The organism is Neobacillus bataviensis, from assembly GCF_019969725.1.
Genome location: NZ_JAHXYW010000004.1, coordinates 286,604 through 309,950 on the forward strand (window position 1 = coordinate 286,604; position 23,347 = coordinate 309,950).

Below are 23,347 nucleotides of genomic sequence, written 5' to 3' on the forward strand. Positions count from 1 at the left end.
GATTGGAGTTGGTAGAATGAAGTGGTCAGAAATTAGTATCCACACAACAAATGAAGCGATCGAACCTATTTCACATATATTGCATGAAGCTGGTGCGAGCGGTGTAGTGATTGAAGATCCATTCGAATTGACAAAGGAAAGGGTAGATCAATTCGGGGAAATCTACCAACTCAATCCTGATGACTATCCGGAAGAAGGCGTAATAGTAAAAGCATATCTTCCAGTTAACAGCTTTCTAGGTGAAACAGTCGAGGCCATTAAAGAATCGATTAATAATTTAATTATTTATGATATCGATTTAGGTTTAAACCAAGTCACCATCAGTGAGGTAAATGAAGAGGAATGGGCAACAGCCTGGAAAAAATATTATAATCCAGTTAAAATTTCTGAGAAATTTACAATTGTCCCTACATGGGAGATTTATAAACCTGTCAGCAGCGACGAATTAATCATTGAATTGGATCCAGGCATGGCATTTGGGACTGGAACCCACCCGACAACGGTTATGTGTATTCAAGCACTTGAACGGACAGTCCTTCCTGGAGACCGGGTTATTGATGTTGGAACGGGCTCAGGTGTTTTAAGCATTGCTGCGGCGCAGCTTGGTGCTGAGGATGTTCGGGCGTATGATCTTGATGAGGTGGCTGTGGCACAGGCGAAATTAAATATTAAATTAAATAAAGTCAGTGATACGGTTACCATTTCGCAAAATAATCTGCTGGATGGTGTTGAGGAAAATTCAGCGGATGTCATTGTTGCGAATATTTTAGCTGAAGTGATTTTGCGCTTTACAGACGATGTTGCGCGGGTGGTTAAGCCAGGCGGGTCATTTATTGCATCGGGAATCATTCAGCAGAAGAAAGAGTTAGTTAAAGAAGCAATTGTAAGTGCAGGCTTTGAGATCATAGAAACCATTTTAATGGAAGATTGGGTTGCCATTATTGCAAAAAGGAAATAACTATTTGAGAAAGGGGATTAACCCCTTTTTCTGCTTTCAAAATGAACTTACATTTAGTAAAATAAGGCGTAAATGTTTTTAGAGAGGGTGCATCGTGTGCAACGCTACTTTGTTAAAGACCGAGCAAATGAAGACCGTTTTGTTATTGATGCTGATGACCGTCATCATATTATTAAGGTTATGCGCATGGATATTGGTGAACAAATCATTTGTGTCGACCCGGATGGAAAATCCGCTGTCTGCAAAATTGCAGAAATTACCGATGAAAGAGTCGTTGCAGACGTTGTACAATGGAAAATGGAGATTTCAGAGCTGCCGATTTCAATTACAATTGCCAGCGGTCTTCCTAAAGGGGACAAGCTTGAGTGGATTATTCAAAAAGGAACAGAATTAGGCGCACATCAGTTCCTCCCATACTCTGCCGCTCGGTCAATTGTGAAATGGGATGAGAAAAAAGCAGCTAAGAAAATAGAGAGATGGCAAAAAATTGCTAAAGAAGCTGCCGAACAATCGCATCGCAATCTTGTACCCCAAGTTTTGAATCCGATGAATTTCAAAGCTTTGCTTGAAAAAAGTAAGGAATTTAATTATAAATTAGCGGCATTTGAAGATGAAAGCAGAAGTGGTGAAACGTCTACTTTTTCTGCAACACTTCAGAAAATGCAAAGCGGGGAATCCCTCCTGATTGTGTTTGGTCCTGAAGGAGGATTATCAGAAGAAGAGGTCAAAGCCTTTAAAGGCAACGGTTTTAACTTGTGTGGATTAGGGCCGCGAATATTGAGAACGGAAACCGCGCCGTTATATGCGCTCGCGGCGATTTCCTACCATTTTGAATTAATGAGGTGAACAATCAATGCCAACAGTTGCATTTCATACACTTGGATGTAAAGTAAATCACTATGAAACGGAAGCAATCTGGCAATTATTTAAGCAAGAAGGTTATGACCGAGTTGAGTTTGAATCTATCTCGGACGTTTACATTATCAATACATGTACAGTAACCAACACTGGAGATAAAAAAAGCCGTCAGGTAATTAGAAGAGCTGTGCGAAAAAATCCTGATGCCGTTATTTGTGTAACAGGCTGTTATGCACAAACGTCTCCAGCGGAAATAATGGCCATCCCTGGTGTGGATATTGTTGTAGGTACACAAGATCGTGTAAAAATGCTTGATTATATTGAGCAGTACAAGGTTGAACGCCAGCCGATTAATGGTGTCGGTAATATTATGAAAAATCGTGTTTATGAAGAACTTGATGTTCCTTCGTTTACAGATAGAACACGTGCATCTTTAAAGATTCAAGAAGGCTGCAATAATTTCTGTACCTTCTGTATTATTCCATGGGCCCGTGGTTTAATGAGATCCCGCGACCCAAAAGAAGTCATTCGCCAAGCACAACAGCTAGTGGATGCCGGCTACAAAGAAATCGTTTTAACTGGAATTCATACAGGCGGTTATGGTGAAGATATGAAGGATTATAATCTCGCAGCTTTACTTCGTGATTTAGAAGCAGAAGTAAAAGGTTTAGAGCGACTGCGCATTTCATCAATTGAGGCAAGCCAGATTACCGATGAAGTGATTGAGGTAATTAAACATTCCAATATTATTGTCCGCCATTTGCATATTCCGTTGCAATCAGGTTCAAATACGGTTTTAAAAAGAATGCGCCGTAAATATACAATGGAGTTCTTTGGTGAAAGATTAGACCGGTTAAAAGAGGTCCTCCCTGGCCTTGCTGTTACATCTGATGTTATTGTCGGCTTCCCTGGTGAAACTGAGGAAGAGTTCATGGAGACTTATAATTTTATTAACGAACATAAATTTTCTGAACTACACGTATTCCCATACTCAAAACGCACGGGTACTCCGGCTGCCCGGATGGACGACCAAGTGGATGAAGAGGTAAAAAATGAGCGGGTACATCGCTTAATTTCCCTTTCTGATCAATTGGCTAAAGAATACGCCTCCATGTTTGAAGGCGAAGTATTAGAAGTGATTCCGGAAGAGGCATTTAACGAAGAAGGCAATTCAGGATTATTTGTAGGCTATACAGATAATTATCTGAAGATCGTTTTTCCTGCAACAGAAGATATGATCGGAAAAATCGTTAAAGTAAAAATTACTAAAGCAGGCTACCCTTACAATGAAGGGCAGTTTGTCCGTGTGGTTGAGGACACGAAATTAGTAAAAGAAGAAATATTTACAAATGAAGAAGCAGCAATCTAAGGACCAATATAGGTCCTTTTTTCTTTTGGTTCAGGGCATACTATTTTCAGCAGCATATTCTTTCTTATCTAAATTGGAGGGAGCTTGTAAAATGGCTAATAATGTTGCTGCAATGATTGACCATACTTTACTAAAGCCTGAAGCGACAAGAAATCAAATCGAAACGCTCTGCCAAGAGGCTAGAGAAAACGAATTCTTTTCTGTTTGTGTAAACCCAACATGGGTCAGCACAGCAAAGGAATTATTACAAGGAAGCGCTGTGAAGGTATGTACTGTTATTGGCTTTCCTCTTGGGGCTTCCACTCCCGAAACAAAAGCGTTTGAAACCAAAAATGCGATTGATCATGGCGCGGATGAAGTGGATATGGTCATTAATATTGGTGCTTTAAAGGATAAGAATGATGAACTTGTAGAAAGTGACATTCGTGCAGTAGTAGATGCAACGAAAGGCAAAGCGCTTACGAAGGTAATTATTGAAACAAGTCTTTTATCGAAAGATGAAAAAATTCGTGCCTGCGAATTATCAGTAAAAGCAGGTGCTGATTATGTGAAAACATCCACTGGATTTTCAACTGGAGGAGCAACCTTTGAGGATATTGCCTTAATGAGAAAGACAGTTGGGCCAGATATTGGTGTGAAAGCTTCTGGCGGTGTTCGTAGTACTGAGGATGCCCAGATGATGATTGAAGCTGGTGCCACAAGAATTGGAGCCAGTTCAAGTGTAGCGATTATTAATGGACTTAAAGTGACTGCAGATTATTAAAGAAGGACGGCCGAGCATGGCCGTCTTATTTATTTGGTTTCCTATCGTGTAAAAATAATATCATTTCACCAAATTTAGTTGCAAAAGGAAGGATGAGCACGGAGGACACTACATTAAAAATCACACTAATATGTGCTAATTGCACATCTTTTCGATTAGCTAGTAATAGGGCATGATCCGTTAAAGTCGGAATCAACGGAATAAATAACAAGACACCAATTACATTTAGCCAAACATGAGCGAAAGCTGCCAATCTAGATTCCTTTCCTCCCCCGATTGAGGCGATAACGGCCGTAATACAAGTCCCAATATTTGCTCCAAGCACAATGGCAATTCCCGCGTCCAGCTGGAGCGATCCTGCCGTTAAAAAACCCATGGCGATTCCGGTCATTGCCGTACTAGACTGAATAATGGCCGTAATAATAGTCCCTGTTAATAAGCTTAAGAAAATATTGTCGTTAATGGACAAAATAAATTTATTAATAAAGTCCATCGAGGTTAAAGGATGGGCCAATAATTCGAACCCCTTCATTGCTGTAAAAACCGAGGCGATTCCAAATGTCAACATTCCAATACTCCGTGCCTTCTTGTTTTTAAACAAAATCAGGACGGCGCCACAAATAGCCAAAGGAACAAGGATGGCATCCAAATTAAAGGTAATTAACTCTGTTTTAAAGGTAGTCCCAATATTGGTACCAAGAATGATACCAATTGACTGTGGGAATGTCATAATCTTTGCTGAAATTAATCCAATGGTAATCACCATTACAGCTGAGCTGCTTTGCAGCAGGGCCGTTACAAAGGTTCCCGTCAGCATTCCCTTTAACGGAGAACTTGTTAGTTTAATCAGCCATGTTTTCAATTTATTTGCTGATAAATTAAATAAGCCAAACCTTATAATGGTCATTCCAAAAATAAATAATAAAATACAAAGGACAAATAATAATATGTATAGCATGTCTAAGGCCCCCCTCCCTTCATTGTATGGCCGCTGATGAAGGGACATGCCACCTTGCTGGAAAAATAAAGACAGGCTATGATAATTTTGTTTTAAACATGCATAAAAAATAAAAAGCATTTTTTACACTGCGAATTTCAGTTGACCTTGTATCAAGGTTATATTATAATTGCAAGGTACATGGATTGAATGTAAGTGTGTTGTGTTTCGGAGGGAGGGAAAGAGAATGTCTAAAACCGTCGTTCGTAAAAACGAATCGCTTGAAGATGCTCTTCGTCGCTTCAAACGTACAGTATCAAAAACTGGTACTTTGCAAGAGGCAAGAAAGCGCGAATTCTACGAAAAGCCAAGTGTAAAACGTAAGAAAAAGTCTGAAGCAGCAAGAAAACGTAAGTTTTAAGAGAGGGTGTAATCATGAGTCTTCTCGAGCGTTTAAATAATGACATGAAACAAGCGATGAAAAACAAGGAAAAAGACAAACTCTCTGTTATTCGGATGGTTAAATCTTCATTGCAAAATGAAGCCATTAAGCTTGGAGTAAAAGAACTATCCGAAGATGTGGAGTTAACGGTCCTTTCTCGCGAAGTAAAACAACGCAAAGACTCCCTCCATGAATTTGATAAGGCTGGTCGTCAAGACCTAGTTGAAAAATTGCGTGCAGAACTAGCAGTTGTCGAGCTGTATTTACCGAAACAGCTTTCTGAAGAAGAGCTGTCAGAAATTGTTGCACAAACGATTTCTGAAGTCGGCGCAAAATCAAAAGCGGATATGGGAAAAGTGATGGCTGCGATTATGCCTAAAGTAAAGGGCAAAGCAGATGGATCACTTGTAAATAAATTTGTACAACAACACCTTTCATAAGTATTCTGACAAGAAGACCACAAGCTAAAGAGCTTGTGGTCTTTTAATTTTATTAATAGTGAAACTTTTCTAACATACCTACGTATTGATTAATAACGGCTATATAGAAAGAAAGGGGGCCCAAGTATGATTGAGTTTCTTACTGACCCGATTGTGATTACTGTTCTTTTAACAATAGCGGGCGTTGGAATTGTTTTAGAGCTTTTTTCAGCGAAGTTTGGTGTGGCTGGCTTCATAGGTGTATTGGCGCTGCTAATATTCTTTTATGGGCATTTCCAAGCGGGATATGCCGGATTCGGTACATTGATCTTATTTGCCGGAGGAATACTTCTAATCTTTTTAGAGTTTTTCCTGCCTGGAGCTATTTCAGGGACTTTGGGTGTCGCAGCCTTAATTTTAAGTCTCTTTTTAGCAGGGGAAAATGCCTTACAGATGGGAGTATCCATCTTAATCGCCATTTTCATTTCAATTCTTGTTTTCTTTTTGATGATCAAGATCTTTGGCAAAAAACTCGTCCTTTTTAATCGAATGGTTTTGTCAGAGTCAGCTAGAAAAGAGGATGGGTATGTTTCCAATATTAACCGTACCGATTTAATTGGTAAGGAGGGCATTGCTCTGACGATATTACGGCCTGCCGGAACAGTCATCATTCAGAATGAACGAATTGATGTCGTGAGTGAGGGTGGGTTTATTGAGCAAAATGCCACCGTAAAAGTGATTAAAGTCGAAGGGGCCCGGATTGTAGTAAGGGAAATCGAATAATTAGGAGGGTTTGGAAAATGGTCACAAATGGAACAATCTTTATTATTGCCCTTGTAGTTGTGGTCTTAATTTTTTTAGGAATTTTACTATCATTTGTCCCAGTAATGCTTTGGGTATCAGCCCTTGCAGCAGGTGTCCGGATTAGCATTTTTACATTGGTCGGGATGCGCTTAAGAAGGGTAACCCCAAGTAAAGTGGTCAATCCGCTTATTAAAGCTCATAAAGCAGGTCTAAATGTTACGACTAATCAGCTTGAAAGCCATTATCTGGCCGGCGGAAACGTTGACCGAGTGGTGAATGCTCTTATAGCAGCACACCGGGCAAATATTGAATTAAGCTTCGAACGTTGTGCCGCAATTGACCTGGCTGGACGTGATGTTTTAGAAGCGGTGCAAATGAGTGTTAATCCAAAGGTGATTGAAACACCATTTATTGCTGGTGTGGCGATGAATGGGATTGAAGTAAAAGCAAAAGCAAGAATTACCGTTAGAGCTAATATTGATCGACTTGTTGGTGGTGCAGGTGAAGAAACAGTTGTTGCCCGTGTAGGTGAAGGGGTTGTATCAACAATTGGTTCATCGGACAGCCATAGCAAAGTTTTAGAAAATCCGGATTTGATTTCTCAAACGGTTCTTTCCAAAGGTCTGGATGCTGGAACGGCCTTTGAAATCCTTTCAATTGATATCGCAGATGTAGATATCGGCAAGAATATTGGTGCAGAATTACAAACAGAACAAGCCGAAGCCGATAAGAAAATAGCTCAGGCAAAAGCAGAGGAACGCCGGGCAATGGCTGTGGCTCAAGAGCAGGAAATGAAGGCAAAAGTCCAGGAAATGAGAGCGAAAGTAGTGGAAGCCGAAGCAGAGGTCCCTCTCGCGATGGCAGAAGCGCTTAAATCTGGAAATATTGGTGTGATGGATTATATGAACATTAAAAATATTTCGGCTGATACCGATATGAGGGGCTCCATCGGTAAAATTACAGGTGAGAAGAAAGACGACCGCTAAAAAAATAAAGGAGGCGGTAGTATGGAAACTTTAGTTTTTTTAATAATAATTGGGATTCTCTCCTCGATATTTGGCAAGAAAAAGGGGAAAAAGCTGCCAATAAAAAACAAATCATTTACCATGAATACTTTAGATGAGCTTAGAAACCTATTCCAGAATGAAACGGATCAAAGAATACATCCTGTTCAAGAGAAAAAGAATTCTCATCAGCCAAAAAAACAGGATATAGAAAAAAATTATCAACAAATTAAACAGGAATCGGCAGTCATCCAAAAAGGATTTACGAATCCAGCTAGTCAAGGAAAACTAAAGAAAGAAAAACCTAAAGACCCTTTATACACTGCTTTAGATAATGATGGTGAACCAGAATTTGAGACCCTTAATCCAAACTCAATCATCAACGGCATAATCTGGTCCGAAATCCTTGGAGAACCCCGGTCGAGGAAACCATATTTCTCAAGGAAAAGGCAGGCTGAAACCGAATAAAACAATCCATCTTATTGGAGAAAAATGTGCTAGAACCCTATTTCATTTCATACATATGAGATGAAAGGGGGTTCTTTTTTTATGGCGAAAAAATGGGGCCAGAAAGTCCGAAATTGGATGGCTAAAAAAATGGATCTTCCTCAAGATGTAATGATGGATTTACCCCGTATCACTATGATTGGGCAGATTCATATTTATATAGAGAATCATCGCGGCTTGCTTGCATACACAGACAAAGAGCTCCGCTTGCTTTTAAAGCAAGGGCAATTATTGATAAAAGGAAAATCCTTCGTTATTAAAACGTTTTTACCTGAAGAGGTGTTACTCGAAGGGAAAATCGATCAGGTCATATATATAACTGATAATCCGGGAGGAGCAAAATGAAGAACCAGTGGATAGAATTTATATTTGGCAGAGTAACGGTAAAAGTCTCAGGAAAGGGGGTTGAACGTTTTTTAAATATATTAGCCAGAAACGGTTTGCATATTTGGAATATTAAGAGGCATGGTACAGAGACCATTACCTTTAAAATGAGACTCGAGGATGCTAAGAATATCAGGCACTTTGCGAGACATAGTGAGTGTAACATTTCCTTTTTGCAAAGAAGCGGCGTCCCTTTTCTTTTTAAAAGATTATTAAAAAACAGCGGATTTTTAATTGGGGCAGGAATTTTTCTGTTCATCCTTTTGCTTTTATCTAATGTTATATGGGGAATAGAGATAAAAGGAGCAAAACCAGCTACTGAATATCAGATTCGTAAAGAATTGGACAAGATGGGTGTAAAGATTGGCAAGCTCCAGTTTTTTGTCGATAATGTGGAAGGAATTCAAAGACGGTTAACCAATAATGTTGGCGACCTTACATGGGTTGGTGTGGAATTAAACGGGACAACCTACCACCTGCAAGTGGTGGAAAAAAACGAGCCGAAAAAGCAGGAACAATTATCACCTCAGAACCTAATCGCGAAAAAGAAGGCTATCATTGTAAAAATGGATATAGAATATGGCCAAAAGGTCGTGGATATGAATGACCATGTGGAGGCGGGACAACTATTAGTATCCGGAATAATCGGTGAAGATGGCCTAAATCCGGAGTTAGTTTCTGCTCAAGGTGAGGTTTGGGGAGAAACCTGGTATAAAAGCCATGTAGAGCTCCCTTTTAAAACGAATTTTAATGTTTTTAATGGGAAAGAAAAACAAAAGTATTATCTTTCATTTGGGAAGTTAGAAGTCCCTATTTGGGGCTTTGGAGAACATGGCTTTAAAAAGTTCGAAACGGAAAAGAATGTTCATAAAATTCATTTCTTAAAATGGGAGCTTCCTGTTTCCTATATTCATAAAACAATTCGGGAACGAGAAGAATTCACACGAACCTATACGAATGAAGAGGCTGAACAAAATGCACTAGAGCTGGCTAAAAAACAAATAAAAAGTCAATTAGATGAAGATGCTATCATTAAAGATGAAAAAATTTTACACAAAGCAATTAAAAATGGTAAGGTTATACTAGATATCCATTTTAAGATAATAGAAAACATTGCAGTCGGGGCACCGATTTCCAAGGAGACTCATGAATGACAGAAAAATTAACAACGATCAATGTACAGCTTGAAAATCCTGCAGAGGCAATTATGCTGCTAGGAAATTCTGATCAAAATTTAAAAATCATTGAGCAGGAGCTTGGCGTTTCGATCATCACTAGAGGCGAATCCGTAAGTTTGTCAGGTGATGAGGACAAGGTATCCTTGGCCGGGCAAATTCTAGATCGCTTAATGTTTGTCATCCGAAAGGGGATTAACATTAGCCAGAGGGATGTTATCTATGCCATCGAAATGGCAAATAAGGGAACGCTCGATTATTTTGTAAATTTGTATGATGAAGAAATTGCTAAAAACGTAAAAGGGAAAACAATAAGAATTAAAACGCTGGGACAGCTGCAGTATGTTACGGCTATTAAGAAAAATGACTTGGTGTTTGGTATTGGCCCAGCAGGAACAGGGAAAACATACCTTGCCGTTGTGATGGCAGTCAATGCCCTTAAGAATGGGCAAGTAAATAAAATTATCTTAACAAGGCCAGCTGTTGAAGCAGGGGAAAGCCTTGGATTCCTTCCCGGAGATTTAAAAGAGAAGGTCGACCCTTATTTAAGACCTCTTTATGATGCTTTGCATGACGTATTAGGTGCAGAACATACACAAAGGTTAATAGAGCGCGGAACCATTGAAATTGCTCCATTAGCCTATATGAGAGGGCGTACATTGGATGATGCATTTGTTATTTTAGACGAGGCTCAGAATACCACTCACGCACAAATGAAAATGTTTTTAACCAGATTGGGCTTTGGATCTAAAATGGTTATTACCGGCGATCAAACACAAATAGATCTACCCAAAGGAGCGAAATCCGGCTTAATTATGGCCGAAGAGATCCTCCTAAATGTAAAGGGACTATCCTTTGTCTTTTTAGAGCAGAGTGACGTTGTCCGTCATCCTCTGGTTGCAAAAATCATCGATGCTTATGAAAAAAAGGCAAAACAAAACTAATCCATTCATTAAAGGGATGCACCGGTAAAGGTTTATCCCTTTTTGATTTTTATAAAAAGATGAAACTTGACAGAAAAACTGTTATCATTTTACATAACGTGTACTTTTAACTAAATTCAGTTGAAAACTCATTGAAACAGAATTTTCATTGGCCGTGGTTGGAGGGATTTGGTTGGATAAACTGCAGCAATACTTCATACGGATAAGGAAGCTGCTCGATTTAACCTTTTTTCGAGTTCTATTTTTTCTGGTTTTAGGGGCTGTGTTATATACCGCCCTGTTTAGTAATGTAAAGCCTGAAAAAGTGGATTTAAGCTTGTTTTCTGTTGCTGAAAAAACTATTCGTTCCCCAGGAACCGTCGAGGACAAGAAATCTACTGAAAACAAACGAAAAGATGCTCTTGATCAAGTTCAGGATGTATATGCCTTAAAAAAGGAATATACGCAAAACCGAGTGGATTTAATTACTTCTATCTTCCAATCCGCAATTGAAGTAGATGATGAAGTTAAAGATGAAATGAAGAAACAAGAAGCGGCAGCAACTGACGAGCAGCCTGCCATTTCAGAACCTAGTGTTGAAGAAAAAGTAACAAGATTAAAAGGGAAATTAACTCCTAATGTGACTAAGGATCTTTCTGATCAAGTTTTTTCTGCTTTAGTACAAGCTGGGCATGATGAGTTATCGATTGCAAAGGATTTGACCGTTACAGCCATTAATAATGTAATGAATAAAAGAATTTCTGCTGATGATGTTGAAAATGCAAAGAAAAGAGTGGAAGAGGAACTAAAATTTTCGGCTTTGAACGATAATTTACGGCTTGCTGCGATCGAACTGGGAAGATATGCGGTCATTCAAAACGAATTTTATGATCCTGTTGCGACAGAGGAGCTAAGACAGCAGGCAGCAGAAAGTGTAGAGCCTGTAAAAATTCTTCAGGGGCAAATTATTGTGGAAGAGGGCGAACTGATAAACCAGGATATTTATCGACAATTAAAGCTCGTGGGTTTAATTAATAATGAAAAATCCTTTAAACCATACATCGGTCTAATGGTATTAATTGCGATTATTCTTTCTGGCATCTATTATTATTTTTATCAAATGAAAATTGCACCGGATAAAAGGCAAACCTATTTGTTATTGTACGGAATGATTTTCACTCTTTCGATTTTTATTTTGAAAATTATTAGCATGCTCCAAGTATATAATTATTCTTGGATTGGTTATCTATTCCCTGCTGCAATGGGGGGAATGCTGATTAAAATATTAATTGATGAGAAGCTGGCAATCCTGATGGCGATCATTTTTGCTGTTTGCGGAAGTATTTTATTTAATGAGGGTGTGACTGGCTCACTTAACTTTTCGGTGGGAATTTATATTCTCTTTAGTGCTTTAGCAGGTATCCTGTTTTTGACAAATCAAAATCAGCGCTCAAAAATTCTCCAAGCGGGTTCATTTGCAGCCATTGTTAATTTATTGACTATTTTGGCTTTGATGTATATTCCAAATGGGCAATTTACCGGACTGGAATATGGGTACTATTTTATTACCGCCCTAATTTCAGGAATTGGTTCAGCCGTACTGACAATTGGATTACTTCCGTTCTTTGAAACAAGTTTTGGAATTTTATCGACTATGCGGTTAATTGAATTATCTAATCCCAATCATCCACTCCTTAGAAAGATTTTAATGGAGGCACCAGGTACATATCATCATAGTGTGATGGTCGCTAATTTAGCAGAATCTGCTTGTGAAGCAATTGGTGCAAATGGGCTTTTAGCAAGGGTCGGAAGCTATTATCATGATATTGGTAAAACCAAAAGGCCAAACTTCTTTATAGAAAATCAAATGCATCATGACAATCCCCATGATCGTTTGCCGCCGGAAAAAAGTGCACAAATCATTATTGCCCATGTCATTGATGGTTCAAATATTTTGAGGAAATACCATATGCCAAAAGAACTTATTGATATCGCCGAGCAGCATCATGGTACAACGCTATTGAAATTTTTTTATCATAAGGCGAATCAAAATGGTGAAGAGATAAAAGAAGAGGAATTTCGTTATCCTGGCCCTAAAGCTCAGACAAAAGAATCTGCTGTAGTTGGCATCGCCGACAGCGTGGAAGCGGCTGTCCGATCTTTATCACAACCTACGCCGGAAATAATTGAGTCGTTAGTCAAGAAAATAGTTGCCGACCGCCTGCAGGATGGCCAGTTAATCGAATGTGATATCACAATGAAGGAGATTGAAATCGTTTCTCACACTCTGTGTGAAACATTGAAGGGAATTTTCCATTCCAGGATCGAATATCCAGAAATGAATAAGAAGGTGAAGCAAGCATGACATTACTTATTGATAGTGTTGATGAAACGAATGAATTATCAGACGAGCAAATGCTTGAAATAGAGAGACTAATAAATTTTGCGGCTAATAAACAAAACATTGAAGAACATAGTGAAGTATCCGTCACTTTTGTTTCAAATGAGCGAATTCATGAAATTAACCGTGAATATCGGGATAAGGATGCTCCAACAGATGTTATCTCTTTCGCAATGGAGGAGATGGGAGAAGGTGAAGTCGCTTTGATTGGGGCTGATATGCCTCGTGTGTTAGGAGATATCATCATCTCCGTTCCAAAAGCAAAAGAGCAGGCAGAAGAATATGGACACGATTTTTTGCGCGAGCTTGGCTTTTTAGCTGTGCATGGATTCTTGCACCTATTGGGTTATGACCATATGACCGAGGAAGAAGAAAAAGAAATGTTCACGCTGCAAAAGGATATTTTAAATGAATATGGACTCATTAGATAAGAAAAAGATTATTCCATTAATCCGGTCATTTACCTATGCGATTACTGGAATCTTGACTGCTCTTAAATCGGAGCGAAATATGCGGATTCATGCTATTAGCTCGATAGTTGTTTTATTCTTTTCGTATTTCTTTTCTATTACAAAGATCGAGTGGTTGTTTGTTCTTATTTCAATAGGCGGCATGTTTGCGCTTGAGCTTATGAATACCGCAATAGAACGGGTTGTTGACTTGGCAACCTTAGAATATCACCCACTGGCAAAACAAGCGAAAGATTTGGCAGCAGGAGCAGTTTTTGTGTATGCTATACTTTCGGTCATAATTGGGATAGTAATCTTTTTACCGTATTTATTAAGTCTTTTTTAACCATCGAGGGACGGATTTGAAAAGGGAAATTTATTTCGGTAAAATGACTAATCAACAAGAAATTTTTAAGACAAATACATTTATGAGAAAATTCTAACTTTTTAAAATTTTTTATTACTTTTTATTTACAACTAATGATTTTCTCTGATTTTTAATGTAAAATAAAGACACAGCAGGTTTCTGCTGGAAAGGAAGAAAAACTAGTGAACATTGTTCAACTAATTGAAGAAGCAAAAAATGCAAGAGAAAAAGCCTATGTTCCTTATTCGAAGTTTGGTGTAGGAGCAGCATTATTAACAACAGATGGAAAAGTATATAAGGGCTGTAATATAGAGAATGCTGCCTATAGTATGTGTAACTGCGCAGAACGGACTGCCCTTTTTAAAGCGCTTTCAGAAGGGGATAGGGATTTTCAAATGCTGGCTGTTGTTGCCGATACTGAGCGGCCTTGTTCTCCATGCGGGGCATGCAGGCAGGTTATTTCGGAATTATGCACAAAAGAGATGAGAGTGGTTTTAACAAATCTAAAAGGTGATATTCAAGAAATGACTGTCGAAGATTTATTGCCTGGCGCTTTTTCACCGGAGGATCTGCATGCAAAATAATACCATTACAAATAAAGGTTATAAATCTGGGTTTATTTCGATTATCGGCCGGCCTAATGTCGGAAAATCAACGTTTCTTAATCGGGTGATTGGTCAAAAAATTGCTATTATGAGCGATAAGCCGCAGACAACCCGCAACAAGATTCAAGGCGTCCTTACACTTTCAGATACTCAAATGGTTTTTATTGATACACCAGGTATTCATAAACCAAAACACAAATTGGGCGATTTTATGATGAAAGTTGCACAAAATACATTAAAAGAAGTTGATTTAATTCTTTTTATGGTAAACGCTGAAGAGGGATTTGGCCGTGGTGAAGAATTTATCCTTGAAAAGTTTCAAACCGTAAGCACTCCAATCTTTCTTGTAATAAATAAAATTGATCAAATTCATCCTGATGATTTATTGCCGATTATTGAATCGTATAAGGAAAAATATAACTTTGAAGAAATAGTGCCGATATCTGCACTAGAAGGTAATAATGTTGAGCGTTTGCTTACGCAAATTAAGTCCTTTTTACCTGAGGGGCCGCAATACTATCCTGCAGACCAAGTTACAGATCATCCGGAACGATTCATCATTACCGAACTAATCAGGGAAAAAGCACTTCACCTGACTAGAGAAGAAATTCCACACTCCTTAGCTGTTGTATTAGACAAAATGGAGCGTCAAGAAGGTAAGGATATAATTCATGTCATGGCAACAGTCATTGTGGAAAGGGATTCACAGAAAGGTATTATCATTGGAAAAAAAGGCAGCATGTTAAAGGAAATCGGAAAGCGGGCTCGCGTAGATATTGAAAATCTTCTAGGGTCTAAGGTGTTTTTAGAATTATGGGTAAAGGTTCAGAAAGACTGGCGCAATAAGATGTCCCAGCTTCGTGATTATGGCTTTAATGAAGATGAATACTGATGAATAACCTTAACTAAAATATTAATCAATCGACAAGATTATGCATGGACAACATTAACAATTTTTTCGTCTTATGATTTTTGCGCAGGCAGGCTATGATAAATGTAAGGTTTGGGATTGAACTTTAGGCTAGTCTAAATAATGAAAGGTGGGGTTTTCGATGATGGATTTTACGTGGAAAGTATTTACCCAGACAGGGAATATTGACACATATCTTCTCTTTAAAGAGCTTGAGAAGGAAAACCAAGAAATACCCGGTAATCTTAATGAAGAGCTAGCACAAATAGATTTTCCCGTTTCATAAGCAAGTCTTTCGCGCTCTTTAGAAGGTGACATTTATGCTTCAGAAGTGTGAAGGCATCGTCATTAGAACAACAGATTATGGTGAAACAAATAAAATTGTAACAATATATACGAGGGAATGGGGAAAGGTTGGCGTAATGGCTAGGGGTGCAAAGAAGCCAAATAGCCGCCTTTCTTCCATTACCCAGCTTTTCACTCATGGTTATTTTCTAGTTCAAAAAGGTTCTGGATTAGGCAGCATGCAGCAGGGTGAAATGATTTCTTCTATGCGTTCCATTGGCGAGGATATTTTCTTAACTGCTTATGCAAGTTATATTGTCGAATTAACTGATAAATGTACAGAGGAAAAGAAACCTAACCCTTTTCATTTTGAACTGCTTTATCAAACACTCAATTATATGAATGAAGGCTATGACCCGGATATTCTTATGAATATTTATGAAATGAAAATGTTAAATGTGATGGGATTGTATCCGGTGTTAAATCAATGTTCCGTTTGCGGCAGTACAGACGGGCATTTTTCTTTTTCCATTCGTGAAGGCGGATTTATTTGCCACCGATGCCTTGAAAAAGATCCGTACCATTTTAAATTATCACCAGCGGCAGTGAAAATATTACGGCTATTTTATTATTTTGATCTTTCTAGGTTAGGGAATATTTCTGTAAAAGAAGAAACGAAAGCAGAATTAAAAAATGTAATCACTGCCTATTATGAAGAATATTCTGGTCTGCATCTTAAAACCAAGAAGTTTCTCAATTCTATGGCCCAATTTCGCAATTTATTATAGTTTCTGTTGACATTTTTTCTACTTTTAGTTAATATTTTCTTTAAAATTAATAATTGCGTTGATGGAGAGTAGTACTTAGTAAACTCTATAAAAGCGAACCTAGGACAGTGGAAGCTAGGGGATAGGGCACTAACGAAGGCGTTCCTGAGCAATATCATGTGTTGATCAACACATTTTAAGGAGGCTGCTAATTTAGCAGCAAATAGGGTGGAACCGCGGGTAACTCTCGTCCCTATGCTTATTGTAAGCATAGGGTCGGGAGTTTTTTATTTGCAGAAAAAACTATTAAAGGAGCTTTTAAAATGAAAGTAACAATGGAGCAAATTGTATCGCACGCAAAACACAGAGGATTTATTTTTCCGGGATCAGAAATCTACGGCGGATTAGCAAACACTTGGGATTACGGCCCATTAGGCGTTGAATTTAAAAATAATATCAAGCAGGCCTGGTGGAAAAAGTTTGTTCAAGAGTCACCATACAACGTCGGTTTGGACGCAAGTATCTTGATGAACCCGCGGACTTGGGAAGCATCTGGACACATCGGTAACTTTAATGACCCGATGATTGACTGTAAAAATTGTAAAGCCCGTCACCGAGCTGATAAATTAATTGAAAATGCCCTTGAAGAAAAAGGAATCGAAATGGTTGTAGACGGCCTGCCTTTTTCAAAAATGGAAGAGCTGGTAAAAGAGCATAATATCGCCTGTCCAGACTGCGGAAGCCATGACTTTACTGGAATTCGCCAATTCAATCTTATGTTTAAAACCTTCCAAGGTGTGACTGAATCAAGCACGAATGAAATTTTCTTACGCCCAGAGACTGCTCAAGGTATTTTTGTTAACTTTAAAAATGTGCAGCGGACAATGAGAAAGAAGCTGCCATTTGGTATCGCACAAATTGGAAAAAGCTTCCGCAATGAGATTACACCAGGTAATTTTACATTCCGAACAAGAGAATTCGAACAGATGGAGCTTGAGTTTTTCTGTAAGCCTGGTGAGGAATTAAAATGGTTTGACTATTGGAAGCAATTTGCTGAACAATGGCTGCTTTCATTGGGGCTTAATAAAGAAAATTTAAGACTTAGAGATCACTCTGAGGATGAACTTTCTCATTACAGTAATGCTACAACCGATTTTGAATTTAAATTCCCATTTGGATGGGGAGAGTTATGGGGTGTGGCTTCAAGAACGGATTACGATTTGAAACAGCATATGGAGTTCTCAGGAGAAGATTTCAACTATATTGATCCTGAAACAAATGAAAGATATATTCCGTTCTGTATTGAGCCATCTTTAGGTGCAGACCGTGTAACTTTAGCTTTCTTAATCGATGCTTATGATGAAGAACAGCTTGAGGACGGCACAACAAGAACAGTCATGCATTTTCATCCGGCATTAGCACCATTTAAGGCAGCGGTATTACCGTTATCGAAAAAATTATCGGATGAGGCGAGAGAGGTTTTTGCTGCATTATCTAAGCATTTTTCAGTGGATTACGATGAAGCGGGATCAATTGGTAAACGATATCGCCGTCATGATGAAATTGGAACACCGTTCTGTATCACTTATGACTTTGATTCCAAAGAAGATCAAATGGTAACGGTACGTAACCGTGACACAATGGAGCAAACACGTATTCCGATTTCAGAACTTGTCAGCTTCCTACAGGAGAAAATGGTGTTTTAAAAAGAAAGGCTACAGCGCCTAGGCGCTGTAGCTGGACAATGAAAAAGGTGCGGGCATCCGCACCTTTAATGTTTATTTTAACCACTGAATTAATTTCAAAAGAAAATTAACTAGTATATAATATTGTTATAAAAGTATAACGATTATGTATAAGGTGGTGAGCACAATCGAACTGACTAAGCGCCAGGAACATATTCTGCAAATAGTAAAGGAAAAAGGACCGATAACAGGTGAGCATATCGCCGATCAATTAAGCTTGACAAGAGCCACATTAAGACCTGACCTCGCCATTTTAACAATGGCAGGCTATTTAGATGCCAGGCCGCGAGTCGGATATTTTTATACTGGGAAATCTGGAGCACAGCTGCTGACTGAAAATCTGCAAAAAATTTATGTTAAGGATTATCAGTCCATTCCTGTTGTGGTAAGCGAAAATGTTTCCGTCTATGATGCTATTTGCACAATGTTCCTTGAAGATGTGGGAACATTATTTGTAGTGGACCATAACTCCTCATTAGTTGGGGTGCTATCGAGAAAAGATTTGCTTCGGGCAAGTATCGGAAAACAAGAGCTTTCCACCATCCCGGTCAATATCATCATGACTAGAATGCCGAATATTACCATGTGTGAACGTGATGATCTTTTAATCGATATTGCTAAAAAATTAATTGAAAAACAAATTGATGCCTTACCAGTAGTTAGAAAATCCGATAAAGGTTTTGAAGTAATAGGCCGAATAACGAAAACAAACATAACAAAGGCCTTTGTTACATTAGGTGATGAATAAAAAGAGGGGTGGATTTGAAAGAATGAGTATGCCAATCATTTACGTGGTTTCTGATTCCGTCGGGGAAACAGCGGAATTAGTGACGAAAGCGGCAATTAGCCAATTTAATGGATCCGGAATGACATTAAAGAGGTTCCCATATGTTGAAGACAAGGAACATATCGATGAGGTGCTCTCACTTGTTGTGCTCGATAAAGGAATGGTTGCTTTTACTTTAGTCAAACCAGAAATGCGTACATATATAACAGAAAGGGCATCTGCGGAAGGGATTATTGCTGTTGATTTAATTGGCCCAATTATGGATCAAATTCAATCCTTTAGCGGAAAGACTCCGCTGTGTGAACCAGGCCTTGTTAGGAAACTTGATGAGGATTATTTTAAAAAGGTAGAAGCGATTGAATTTGCAGTAAAGTATGATGATGGGCGTGATCCAAGGGGCATCCTTAAAGCGGATATTGTCTTAATTGGTGTATCGAGAACTTCTAAAACTCCACTATCACAGTACTTAGCACATAAACGTTTAAAAGTGGCCAATGTGCCTCTTGTACCAGAGGTAGACCCTCCAGAAGAGCTTTACAGGGTACCTGTTGAAAAATGCTTTGGCTTAAAAATCAGCCCGGAAAAATTAAACAATATTAGAAGAGAACGATTGATATCATTGGGGTTAAACGATAAGGCAAGCTATGCCAATATTGATCGGATCAAAGAAGAATTGACCTTTTTTGACACAGTCATGAAAAAAATTCATTGCCCTGTGATTGATGTTACCAATAAAGCTGTTGAAGAAACGGCTAATATTATTTTAAATTATATTCAAAAAGGCAGACCCTGACACATAGTCATAAGATTATGTGTTTTTTATTGAAAAAAGAAAATAAAAAAGTTATGGCAAAATGATATTAATTGTACTATAATAAAAAATTGTGATAAAAATATACTTTTTAGGTTTAGACTTGCATGTGAACGAATAAACTATTTATTGTTAGATGTCAAGTAGGGCCCTGAAAAATCTCCTGAAAAAATTCGACATAAATCCTTTTTTATAAAATTAATAGCTAAAGAAGGAAAATGCAGAGTGATGTAGAATTAATACTATTATAAAAGGCATTCCAACTGATTTTGTCGATGCAGATTCATGCCCGGTAAAAGAGGAGATTGTCGAAATAGCTTCTAAATTTCTGCACAAGTTCTTTTTATTGCTTCCTGAGATCACCATGTTAAGAAAGAAATTACATACTCAACCTGGAAATATGTTGATTCTGGAAAGGAAGCTGAGGATTTATTCATTATGAATCATGCACAAACTGGGGACATAGTTATTACTCAGGATATTTCATGATGGAATTGCCAAGAAATTTGTCGAAATTTGCAGGAATTTAATTATTTAACGTAGAATTTATGTAAGAACAAATGAGGTTGTTTCCATGGCGGATCGTATTGCCGAAGAAAAAATTGATCAAATTCGTCAGACAGTTGATATTGTTGAAATTATCAGCGATTATGTACAACTGAAAAAACAAGGGCGAAATTACTTCGGATTATGTCCTTTCCATGGTGAAAGCACACCATCATTTTCAGTATCACCCGACAAACAAATTTTCCATTGCTTTGGTTGTGGTGCTGGAGGAAATGTTTTTTCTTTTTTAATGGAGCTTGAGGGAATCTCTTTTCAAGAAGCTGCCATTAAGCTTGCTGCCAAAGGAAATATCGAACTTGATATCAATCTTGCAGGAGCTCGTGGCGAGAGAAAAATTGCAAAAGATTTGCAAGCTATGCTTGATGCTCATGAACTATTAACTAAATTCTACCATCACTTGCTGGTAAATACAAAGGAAGGCCAGCATGCATTGGAATACTTGCTAGGCAGAGGATTTACCCGTGAATCGATTGATAAGTTCCAAATTGGTTATTCCCTAAATTCCTGGGATTTCGTTACGAAATTCCTATCAAAGCGGGATTTTGCACCTGACTGGATGGAAAGGGCCGGATTGATTATCAAACGTGAACGGGATGGGACGTATTTTGATCGGTTTAGAGATCGGATCATGTTTCCAATCTTTGATCGCAATGGAAATCCGATTGCCTTTTCTGGAAGAGCGCTGGGATCTGATGAGCCTAAATATTTAAACAGTCCTGAAACGGCAATCTTTAATAAAAGCAAAATATTATACAATTATCATCAAGCAAAACCAAGTCTAAAAAAAATGCAGCAGGCTGTCCTTTTTGAGGGATTTGCTGATGTAATTGCTGCTGATCGATCTGGTGTGGAAAATGGCATCGCCACAATGGGGACTTCCCTGACAGATGATCATATCGCCCTTTTAAGGCAAAGTGTCCAGTCTGTAACCATCTGTTACGATTCCGATAAGGCCGGAATTGAGGCTGCCTACCGTGCAGGTAATCACCTTAACGAAGCTGGCTTTCAAATAAAAGTAGCCATGATGTCTGATGGTATGGACCCGGATGAATATATTAAAAAGTTTGGTCCTGATAAATTTCAAAAAGAAGTTATCGGTGCCAGCTTAACTTGGATGGCTTTTAAGTTTATTTACTTTCGAAGGGGAAAAAATCTTCAGCTTGAAGGAGATAGACTTGCCTATATCGAAGAAATAATCAAAGAAATTAGCAAATTAACGAAGGCGGTTGAAAGGGATCATTATTTACGGCAGCTCGCAGCTGAATTTTCGCTTTCTTTAGATGCGTTAAGAGAACAGCAAAAGCAGATTTTCTTTTCAGAAAAAAGAAGGTCAACCGGGAAAAATGAAAATATCAGCAAGACGATCGTAATAAAAAGGCCCGTTGAGGAATTAAAGCCTGCTTATTACACTGCAGAAAGGCGCTTAATAGCCCATATGCTAAAAGACCGTGATGTTGCTTACAAGGTTCAGGAATTATTACAAGGGAACACGTTTAATGTCGATGAACATCAGGCAATAATAACATATCTATTGGGATTTTATGAAAATCATTCAGAACCTGATTCGAGCGCATTTTTAACCTATATTCAAGATGAAAATCTTAGAAGAATGGTTGCAAATATTGAAATGATGTCGATAAATGATGAGTTAAGCAATCAAGAATTAACTGATTATATCAAACAGGTGTTGAATTATCAAAAATTGTTAAAAATAAAAGAAAAAGAATTAGAACTAAAAGAAGCTGAAAGACAGAGTGATTTTAGCAGAGCTGCTGTGGTTGCAATTGAAATTAACCAATTGCGTAAATCGCTTTAAATAATTTTTATGTTGTCTTTGATTCTGGAAGGAGGGACCCCCTTATGGCTGCTGAAAAATCAGCCCGTTCAAAAGAGGCCGAAAATGAATTAACTCTTGAACAAGTGAAAGATCAATTAACAGAAATGGGCAAAAAAGTCGGCGTCCTAGCCTATGATGATATAGCCGAAAAAATGGCTAATTTTGAATTAGAATCTGATCAAATGCATGAATTTTATGATTTTTTAGGTGATCAGGGAATAGAATTAGTTGGTGAAAGTGACGAGGAAGACCCTAACATAAAGGAACTGTCCAAGGACGATGATGAAGAATTTGATTTAAATGATTTAAGTGTTCCTCCAGGAGTAAAGATCAATGACCCAGTCCGCATGTATTTAAAGGAAATTGGCCGGGTTGATCTACTTTCCGCTAACGAGGAAAAAGAGTTGGCGCTTCGTATTGAACAAGGTGACGAGGAAGCCAAACGACGTCTTGCAGAGGCTAATCTAAGACTTGTTGTAAGCATCGCTAAACGGTATGTTGGCCGTGGGATGTTATTCCTTGATCTAATTCAGGAAGGCAATATGGGATTAATTAAGGCCGTAGAAAAATTTGATTATCAAAAAGGTTTTAAGTTCAGTACCTATGCTACTTGGTGGATTCGTCAGGCGATTACGCGTGCGATCGCAGACCAAGCAAGAACGATTCGTATCCCAGTTCATATGGTAGAGACGATTAATAAGCTAATTCGAGTTCAGCGTCAATTACTTCAGGATCTTGGCCGCGAACCGACACCGGAAGAAATTGGTGAAGACATGGATTTAACGCCAGATAAAGTAAGGGAAATTCTTAAAATTGCCCAAGAACCTGTTTCCTTAGAAACACCGATTGGTGAAGAGGATGATTCCCATCTTGGCGATTTTATTGAAGATCAGGATGCAACTTCACCGTCAGAACATGCAGCATATGAGCTTTTAAAAGAGCAGCTCGAGGATGTGCTTGATACATTAACTGATCGTGAAGAAAATGTTCTTCGCCTTCGCTTTGGGTTAGATGATGGCCGAACTCGTACACTTGAAGAGGTTGGCAAGGTTTTCGGCGTAACCCGTGAGCGTATCCGTCAAATTGAAGCAAAAGCTCTAAGAAAATTACGTCATCCTAGCCGCAGCAAACGGTTAAAGGACTTTTTAGAATAAAAATATACTTTTAAATAGTTTACTTCTTAAGAGGAGTAAACTATTTTTTTGTACAAAAGGAAATGTAAGCACTTACTCTGTTTTCATTTATTTTACTGAATTGTCTCTCATTTTGCAAA

General features: G+C 38.4%; 26 protein-coding genes and 1 other annotated feature. Of the genes, 25 read left to right on the top strand and 1 reads right to left on the bottom strand.

From position 1 onward, the window contains the following. Nucleotides 1-16: 16 nt before the first annotated feature. From prmA to deoC, 4 genes are all read left to right on the top strand, one after another. Nucleotides 17-958 carry a 50S ribosomal protein L11 methyltransferase gene (gene prmA / locus LC455_RS12665; protein ID WP_223591311.1) on the top strand — a complete coding sequence of 314 codons (942 nt, stop codon included), beginning with the start codon at nucleotides 17-19 and terminating at the stop codon, nucleotides 956-958. Between the two features lie 96 nt (nucleotides 959-1,054). After that, a complete protein-coding gene (locus LC455_RS12670) occupies nucleotides 1,055-1,804 on the top strand; it encodes a 16S rRNA (uracil(1498)-N(3))-methyltransferase (RefSeq protein WP_223591312.1) in 750 nt (249 codons plus the stop codon). A gap of 7 nt (nucleotides 1,805-1,811) precedes the next feature. Continuing rightward, on the top strand, nucleotides 1,812-3,185 hold the full coding sequence (gene mtaB / locus LC455_RS12675; protein ID WP_223591313.1) for a tRNA (N(6)-L-threonylcarbamoyladenosine(37)-C(2))-methylthiotransferase MtaB: 1,374 nt from the start codon (nucleotides 1,812-1,814) through the stop codon (nucleotides 3,183-3,185). A gap of 91 nt (nucleotides 3,186-3,276) precedes the next feature. Continuing rightward, on the top strand, nucleotides 3,277-3,948 hold the full coding sequence (gene deoC, locus LC455_RS12680) for a deoxyribose-phosphate aldolase (protein WP_223591314.1): 672 nt from the start codon (nucleotides 3,277-3,279) through the stop codon (nucleotides 3,946-3,948). A gap of 25 nt (nucleotides 3,949-3,973) precedes the next feature. Here deoC and LC455_RS12685 read toward each other — a convergent pair whose 3' ends face one another. Continuing rightward, on the bottom strand, nucleotides 3,974-4,906 hold the full coding sequence (locus LC455_RS12685; RefSeq protein ID WP_223591315.1) for a Na/Pi symporter: 933 nt from the start codon (nucleotides 4,904-4,906) through the stop codon (nucleotides 3,974-3,976). A 226-nt stretch (nucleotides 4,907-5,132) separates the two neighbouring features. Between LC455_RS12685 and rpsU the strand changes: the two genes are divergently transcribed. The 21 genes from rpsU to rpoD all read left to right on the top strand — a co-directional run bounded on the left by rpsU (nucleotide 5,133) and on the right by rpoD (nucleotide 23,228). Continuing rightward, nucleotides 5,133-5,306, top strand: coding sequence for a 30S ribosomal protein S21 (rpsU, locus tag LC455_RS12690; RefSeq protein ID WP_007087607.1), 174 nt, complete (start codon nucleotides 5,133-5,135; stop codon nucleotides 5,304-5,306). A 14-nt stretch (nucleotides 5,307-5,320) separates the two neighbouring features. Next, nucleotides 5,321-5,767, top strand: coding sequence for a GatB/YqeY domain-containing protein (locus tag LC455_RS12695; RefSeq protein WP_223591316.1), 447 nt, complete (start codon nucleotides 5,321-5,323; stop codon nucleotides 5,765-5,767). Between the two features lie 126 nt (nucleotides 5,768-5,893). Further along, nucleotides 5,894-6,529 (top strand): NfeD family protein, encoded by a 636-nt coding sequence (locus tag LC455_RS12700; protein WP_223591317.1) that lies wholly within the window; start codon nucleotides 5,894-5,896, stop codon nucleotides 6,527-6,529. Nucleotides 6,530-6,546: 17 nt separating this feature from the next. Next, a complete protein-coding gene (floA, locus tag LC455_RS12705; RefSeq protein WP_223591318.1) occupies nucleotides 6,547-7,536 on the top strand; it encodes a flotillin-like protein FloA in 990 nt (329 codons plus the stop codon). 21 nt (nucleotides 7,537-7,557) lie between these two features. Beyond that, nucleotides 7,558-8,022: a hypothetical protein gene (locus LC455_RS12710; protein ID WP_223591320.1), complete on the top strand. Its 465-nt coding sequence runs from the start codon at nucleotides 7,558-7,560 to the stop codon at nucleotides 8,020-8,022. An 81-nt stretch (nucleotides 8,023-8,103) separates the two neighbouring features. After that, nucleotides 8,104-8,406 (top strand): sporulation protein YqfC, encoded by a 303-nt coding sequence (gene yqfC, locus LC455_RS12715; RefSeq protein WP_223591321.1) that lies wholly within the window; start codon nucleotides 8,104-8,106, stop codon nucleotides 8,404-8,406. Then, nucleotides 8,403-9,599: a sporulation protein YqfD gene (gene yqfD, locus LC455_RS12720; RefSeq protein WP_223591322.1), complete on the top strand. Its 1,197-nt coding sequence runs from the start codon at nucleotides 8,403-8,405 to the stop codon at nucleotides 9,597-9,599. Before yqfC ends, yqfD begins: the two co-directional genes overlap by 4 nt. After that, nucleotides 9,596-10,564 (top strand): PhoH family protein, encoded by a 969-nt coding sequence (locus tag LC455_RS12725; RefSeq protein ID WP_223591323.1) that lies wholly within the window; start codon nucleotides 9,596-9,598, stop codon nucleotides 10,562-10,564. The genes yqfD and LC455_RS12725 overlap by 4 nt, the downstream gene beginning before the upstream one ends. A 172-nt stretch (nucleotides 10,565-10,736) precedes the next feature. Beyond that, nucleotides 10,737-12,908, top strand: coding sequence for an HD family phosphohydrolase (locus LC455_RS12730; protein WP_223591324.1), 2,172 nt, complete (start codon nucleotides 10,737-10,739; stop codon nucleotides 12,906-12,908). Further along, a complete protein-coding gene (gene ybeY, locus LC455_RS12735) occupies nucleotides 12,905-13,375 on the top strand; it encodes an rRNA maturation RNase YbeY (protein WP_223591325.1) in 471 nt (156 codons plus the stop codon). The genes LC455_RS12730 and ybeY overlap by 4 nt, the downstream gene beginning before the upstream one ends. After that, a complete protein-coding gene (locus LC455_RS12740; protein WP_223591326.1) occupies nucleotides 13,353-13,739 on the top strand; it encodes a diacylglycerol kinase family protein in 387 nt (128 codons plus the stop codon). Before ybeY ends, LC455_RS12740 begins: the two co-directional genes overlap by 23 nt. Nucleotides 13,740-13,942: 203 nt before the next feature. Continuing rightward, nucleotides 13,943-14,344, top strand: coding sequence for a cytidine deaminase (locus LC455_RS12745; RefSeq protein WP_223591327.1), 402 nt, complete (start codon nucleotides 13,943-13,945; stop codon nucleotides 14,342-14,344). After that, entirely contained in the window at nucleotides 14,334-15,257 is a 924-nt protein-coding gene (era, locus tag LC455_RS12750) for a GTPase Era (RefSeq protein WP_223591328.1), read from the top strand. The genes LC455_RS12745 and era overlap by 11 nt, the downstream gene beginning before the upstream one ends. A gap of 160 nt (nucleotides 15,258-15,417) precedes the next feature. Further along, nucleotides 15,418-15,561, top strand: a complete 144-nt coding sequence (locus LC455_RS12755; RefSeq protein WP_223591330.1) for a YqzL family protein — start codon at nucleotides 15,418-15,420, stop codon at nucleotides 15,559-15,561. A 34-nt stretch (nucleotides 15,562-15,595) separates the two neighbouring features. Further along, a complete protein-coding gene (gene recO / locus LC455_RS12760; RefSeq protein ID WP_223591331.1) occupies nucleotides 15,596-16,348 on the top strand; it encodes a DNA repair protein RecO in 753 nt (250 codons plus the stop codon). 49 nt (nucleotides 16,349-16,397) lie between these two features. After that, nucleotides 16,398-16,585: a binding site (T-box leader), on the top strand. Between the two features lie 65 nt (nucleotides 16,586-16,650). Continuing rightward, a complete protein-coding gene (locus LC455_RS12765; RefSeq protein ID WP_223591333.1) occupies nucleotides 16,651-18,033 on the top strand; it encodes a glycine--tRNA ligase in 1,383 nt (460 codons plus the stop codon). Between the two features lie 145 nt (nucleotides 18,034-18,178). Continuing rightward, nucleotides 18,179-18,820, top strand: coding sequence for a helix-turn-helix transcriptional regulator (locus tag LC455_RS12770; protein WP_263297768.1), 642 nt, complete (start codon nucleotides 18,179-18,181; stop codon nucleotides 18,818-18,820). Nucleotides 18,821-18,842: 22 nt separating this feature from the next. Further along, the gene (locus LC455_RS12775) at nucleotides 18,843-19,652 is read left to right on the top strand and encodes a pyruvate, water dikinase regulatory protein (RefSeq protein ID WP_223591335.1); all 810 of its coding nucleotides are present in this window, start codon (nucleotides 18,843-18,845) and stop codon (nucleotides 19,650-19,652) included. A 396-nt stretch (nucleotides 19,653-20,048) separates the two neighbouring features. Then, nucleotides 20,049-20,159 (top strand): DUF188 domain-containing protein, encoded by a 111-nt coding sequence (locus LC455_RS31695; RefSeq protein ID WP_223591651.1) that lies wholly within the window; start codon nucleotides 20,049-20,051, stop codon nucleotides 20,157-20,159. Nucleotides 20,160-20,244: 85 nt separating this feature from the next. Next, nucleotides 20,245-22,053, top strand: a complete 1,809-nt coding sequence (gene dnaG, locus LC455_RS12785) for a DNA primase (RefSeq protein WP_223591336.1) — start codon at nucleotides 20,245-20,247, stop codon at nucleotides 22,051-22,053. Nucleotides 22,054-22,097: 44 nt separating this feature from the next. Continuing rightward, nucleotides 22,098-23,228 (top strand): RNA polymerase sigma factor RpoD, encoded by a 1,131-nt coding sequence (gene rpoD / locus LC455_RS12790; protein ID WP_223591338.1) that lies wholly within the window; start codon nucleotides 22,098-22,100, stop codon nucleotides 23,226-23,228. Nucleotides 23,229-23,347: the final 119 nt, after the last annotated feature.

Excerpts from the sequence above, each read along its gene's own strand:
- prmA (WP_223591311.1), top strand. The coding sequence starts at position 17 with ATGAAGTGGTCAGAAATTAGTATCCACACAACAAATGAAGCGATCGAA.
- mtaB (WP_223591313.1), top strand. The coding sequence starts at position 1,812 with ATGCCAACAGTTGCATTTCATACACTTGGATGTAAAGTAAATCACTAT.
- deoC (WP_223591314.1), top strand. The coding sequence starts at position 3,277 with ATGGCTAATAATGTTGCTGCAATGATTGACCATACTTTACTAAAGCCT.
- LC455_RS12685 (WP_223591315.1), bottom strand. The coding sequence starts at position 4,906 with ATGCTATACATATTATTATTTGTCCTTTGTATTTTATTATTTATTTTT.
- rpsU (WP_007087607.1), top strand. The coding sequence starts at position 5,133 with ATGTCTAAAACCGTCGTTCGTAAAAACGAATCGCTTGAAGATGCTCTT.
- LC455_RS12695 (WP_223591316.1), top strand. The coding sequence starts at position 5,321 with ATGAGTCTTCTCGAGCGTTTAAATAATGACATGAAACAAGCGATGAAA.
- LC455_RS12700 (WP_223591317.1), top strand. The coding sequence starts at position 5,894 with ATGATTGAGTTTCTTACTGACCCGATTGTGATTACTGTTCTTTTAACA.
- floA (WP_223591318.1), top strand. The coding sequence starts at position 6,547 with ATGGTCACAAATGGAACAATCTTTATTATTGCCCTTGTAGTTGTGGTC.
- LC455_RS12710 (WP_223591320.1), top strand. The coding sequence starts at position 7,558 with ATGGAAACTTTAGTTTTTTTAATAATAATTGGGATTCTCTCCTCGATA.
- yqfC (WP_223591321.1), top strand. The coding sequence starts at position 8,104 with ATGGCGAAAAAATGGGGCCAGAAAGTCCGAAATTGGATGGCTAAAAAA.
- yqfD (WP_223591322.1), top strand. The coding sequence starts at position 8,403 with ATGAAGAACCAGTGGATAGAATTTATATTTGGCAGAGTAACGGTAAAA.
- LC455_RS12725 (WP_223591323.1), top strand. The coding sequence starts at position 9,596 with ATGACAGAAAAATTAACAACGATCAATGTACAGCTTGAAAATCCTGCA.
- ybeY (WP_223591325.1), top strand. The coding sequence starts at position 12,905 with ATGACATTACTTATTGATAGTGTTGATGAAACGAATGAATTATCAGAC.
- LC455_RS12740 (WP_223591326.1), top strand. The coding sequence starts at position 13,353 with ATGAATATGGACTCATTAGATAAGAAAAAGATTATTCCATTAATCCGG.
- era (WP_223591328.1), top strand. The coding sequence starts at position 14,334 with ATGCAAAATAATACCATTACAAATAAAGGTTATAAATCTGGGTTTATT.
- LC455_RS12755 (WP_223591330.1), top strand. The coding sequence starts at position 15,418 with ATGATGGATTTTACGTGGAAAGTATTTACCCAGACAGGGAATATTGAC.
- recO (WP_223591331.1), top strand. The coding sequence starts at position 15,596 with ATGCTTCAGAAGTGTGAAGGCATCGTCATTAGAACAACAGATTATGGT.
- LC455_RS12765 (WP_223591333.1), top strand. The coding sequence starts at position 16,651 with ATGAAAGTAACAATGGAGCAAATTGTATCGCACGCAAAACACAGAGGA.
- LC455_RS12770 (WP_263297768.1), top strand. The coding sequence starts at position 18,179 with ATGTATAAGGTGGTGAGCACAATCGAACTGACTAAGCGCCAGGAACAT.
- LC455_RS12775 (WP_223591335.1), top strand. The coding sequence starts at position 18,843 with ATGAGTATGCCAATCATTTACGTGGTTTCTGATTCCGTCGGGGAAACA.
- dnaG (WP_223591336.1), top strand. The coding sequence starts at position 20,245 with ATGGCGGATCGTATTGCCGAAGAAAAAATTGATCAAATTCGTCAGACA.
- rpoD (WP_223591338.1), top strand. The coding sequence starts at position 22,098 with ATGGCTGCTGAAAAATCAGCCCGTTCAAAAGAGGCCGAAAATGAATTA.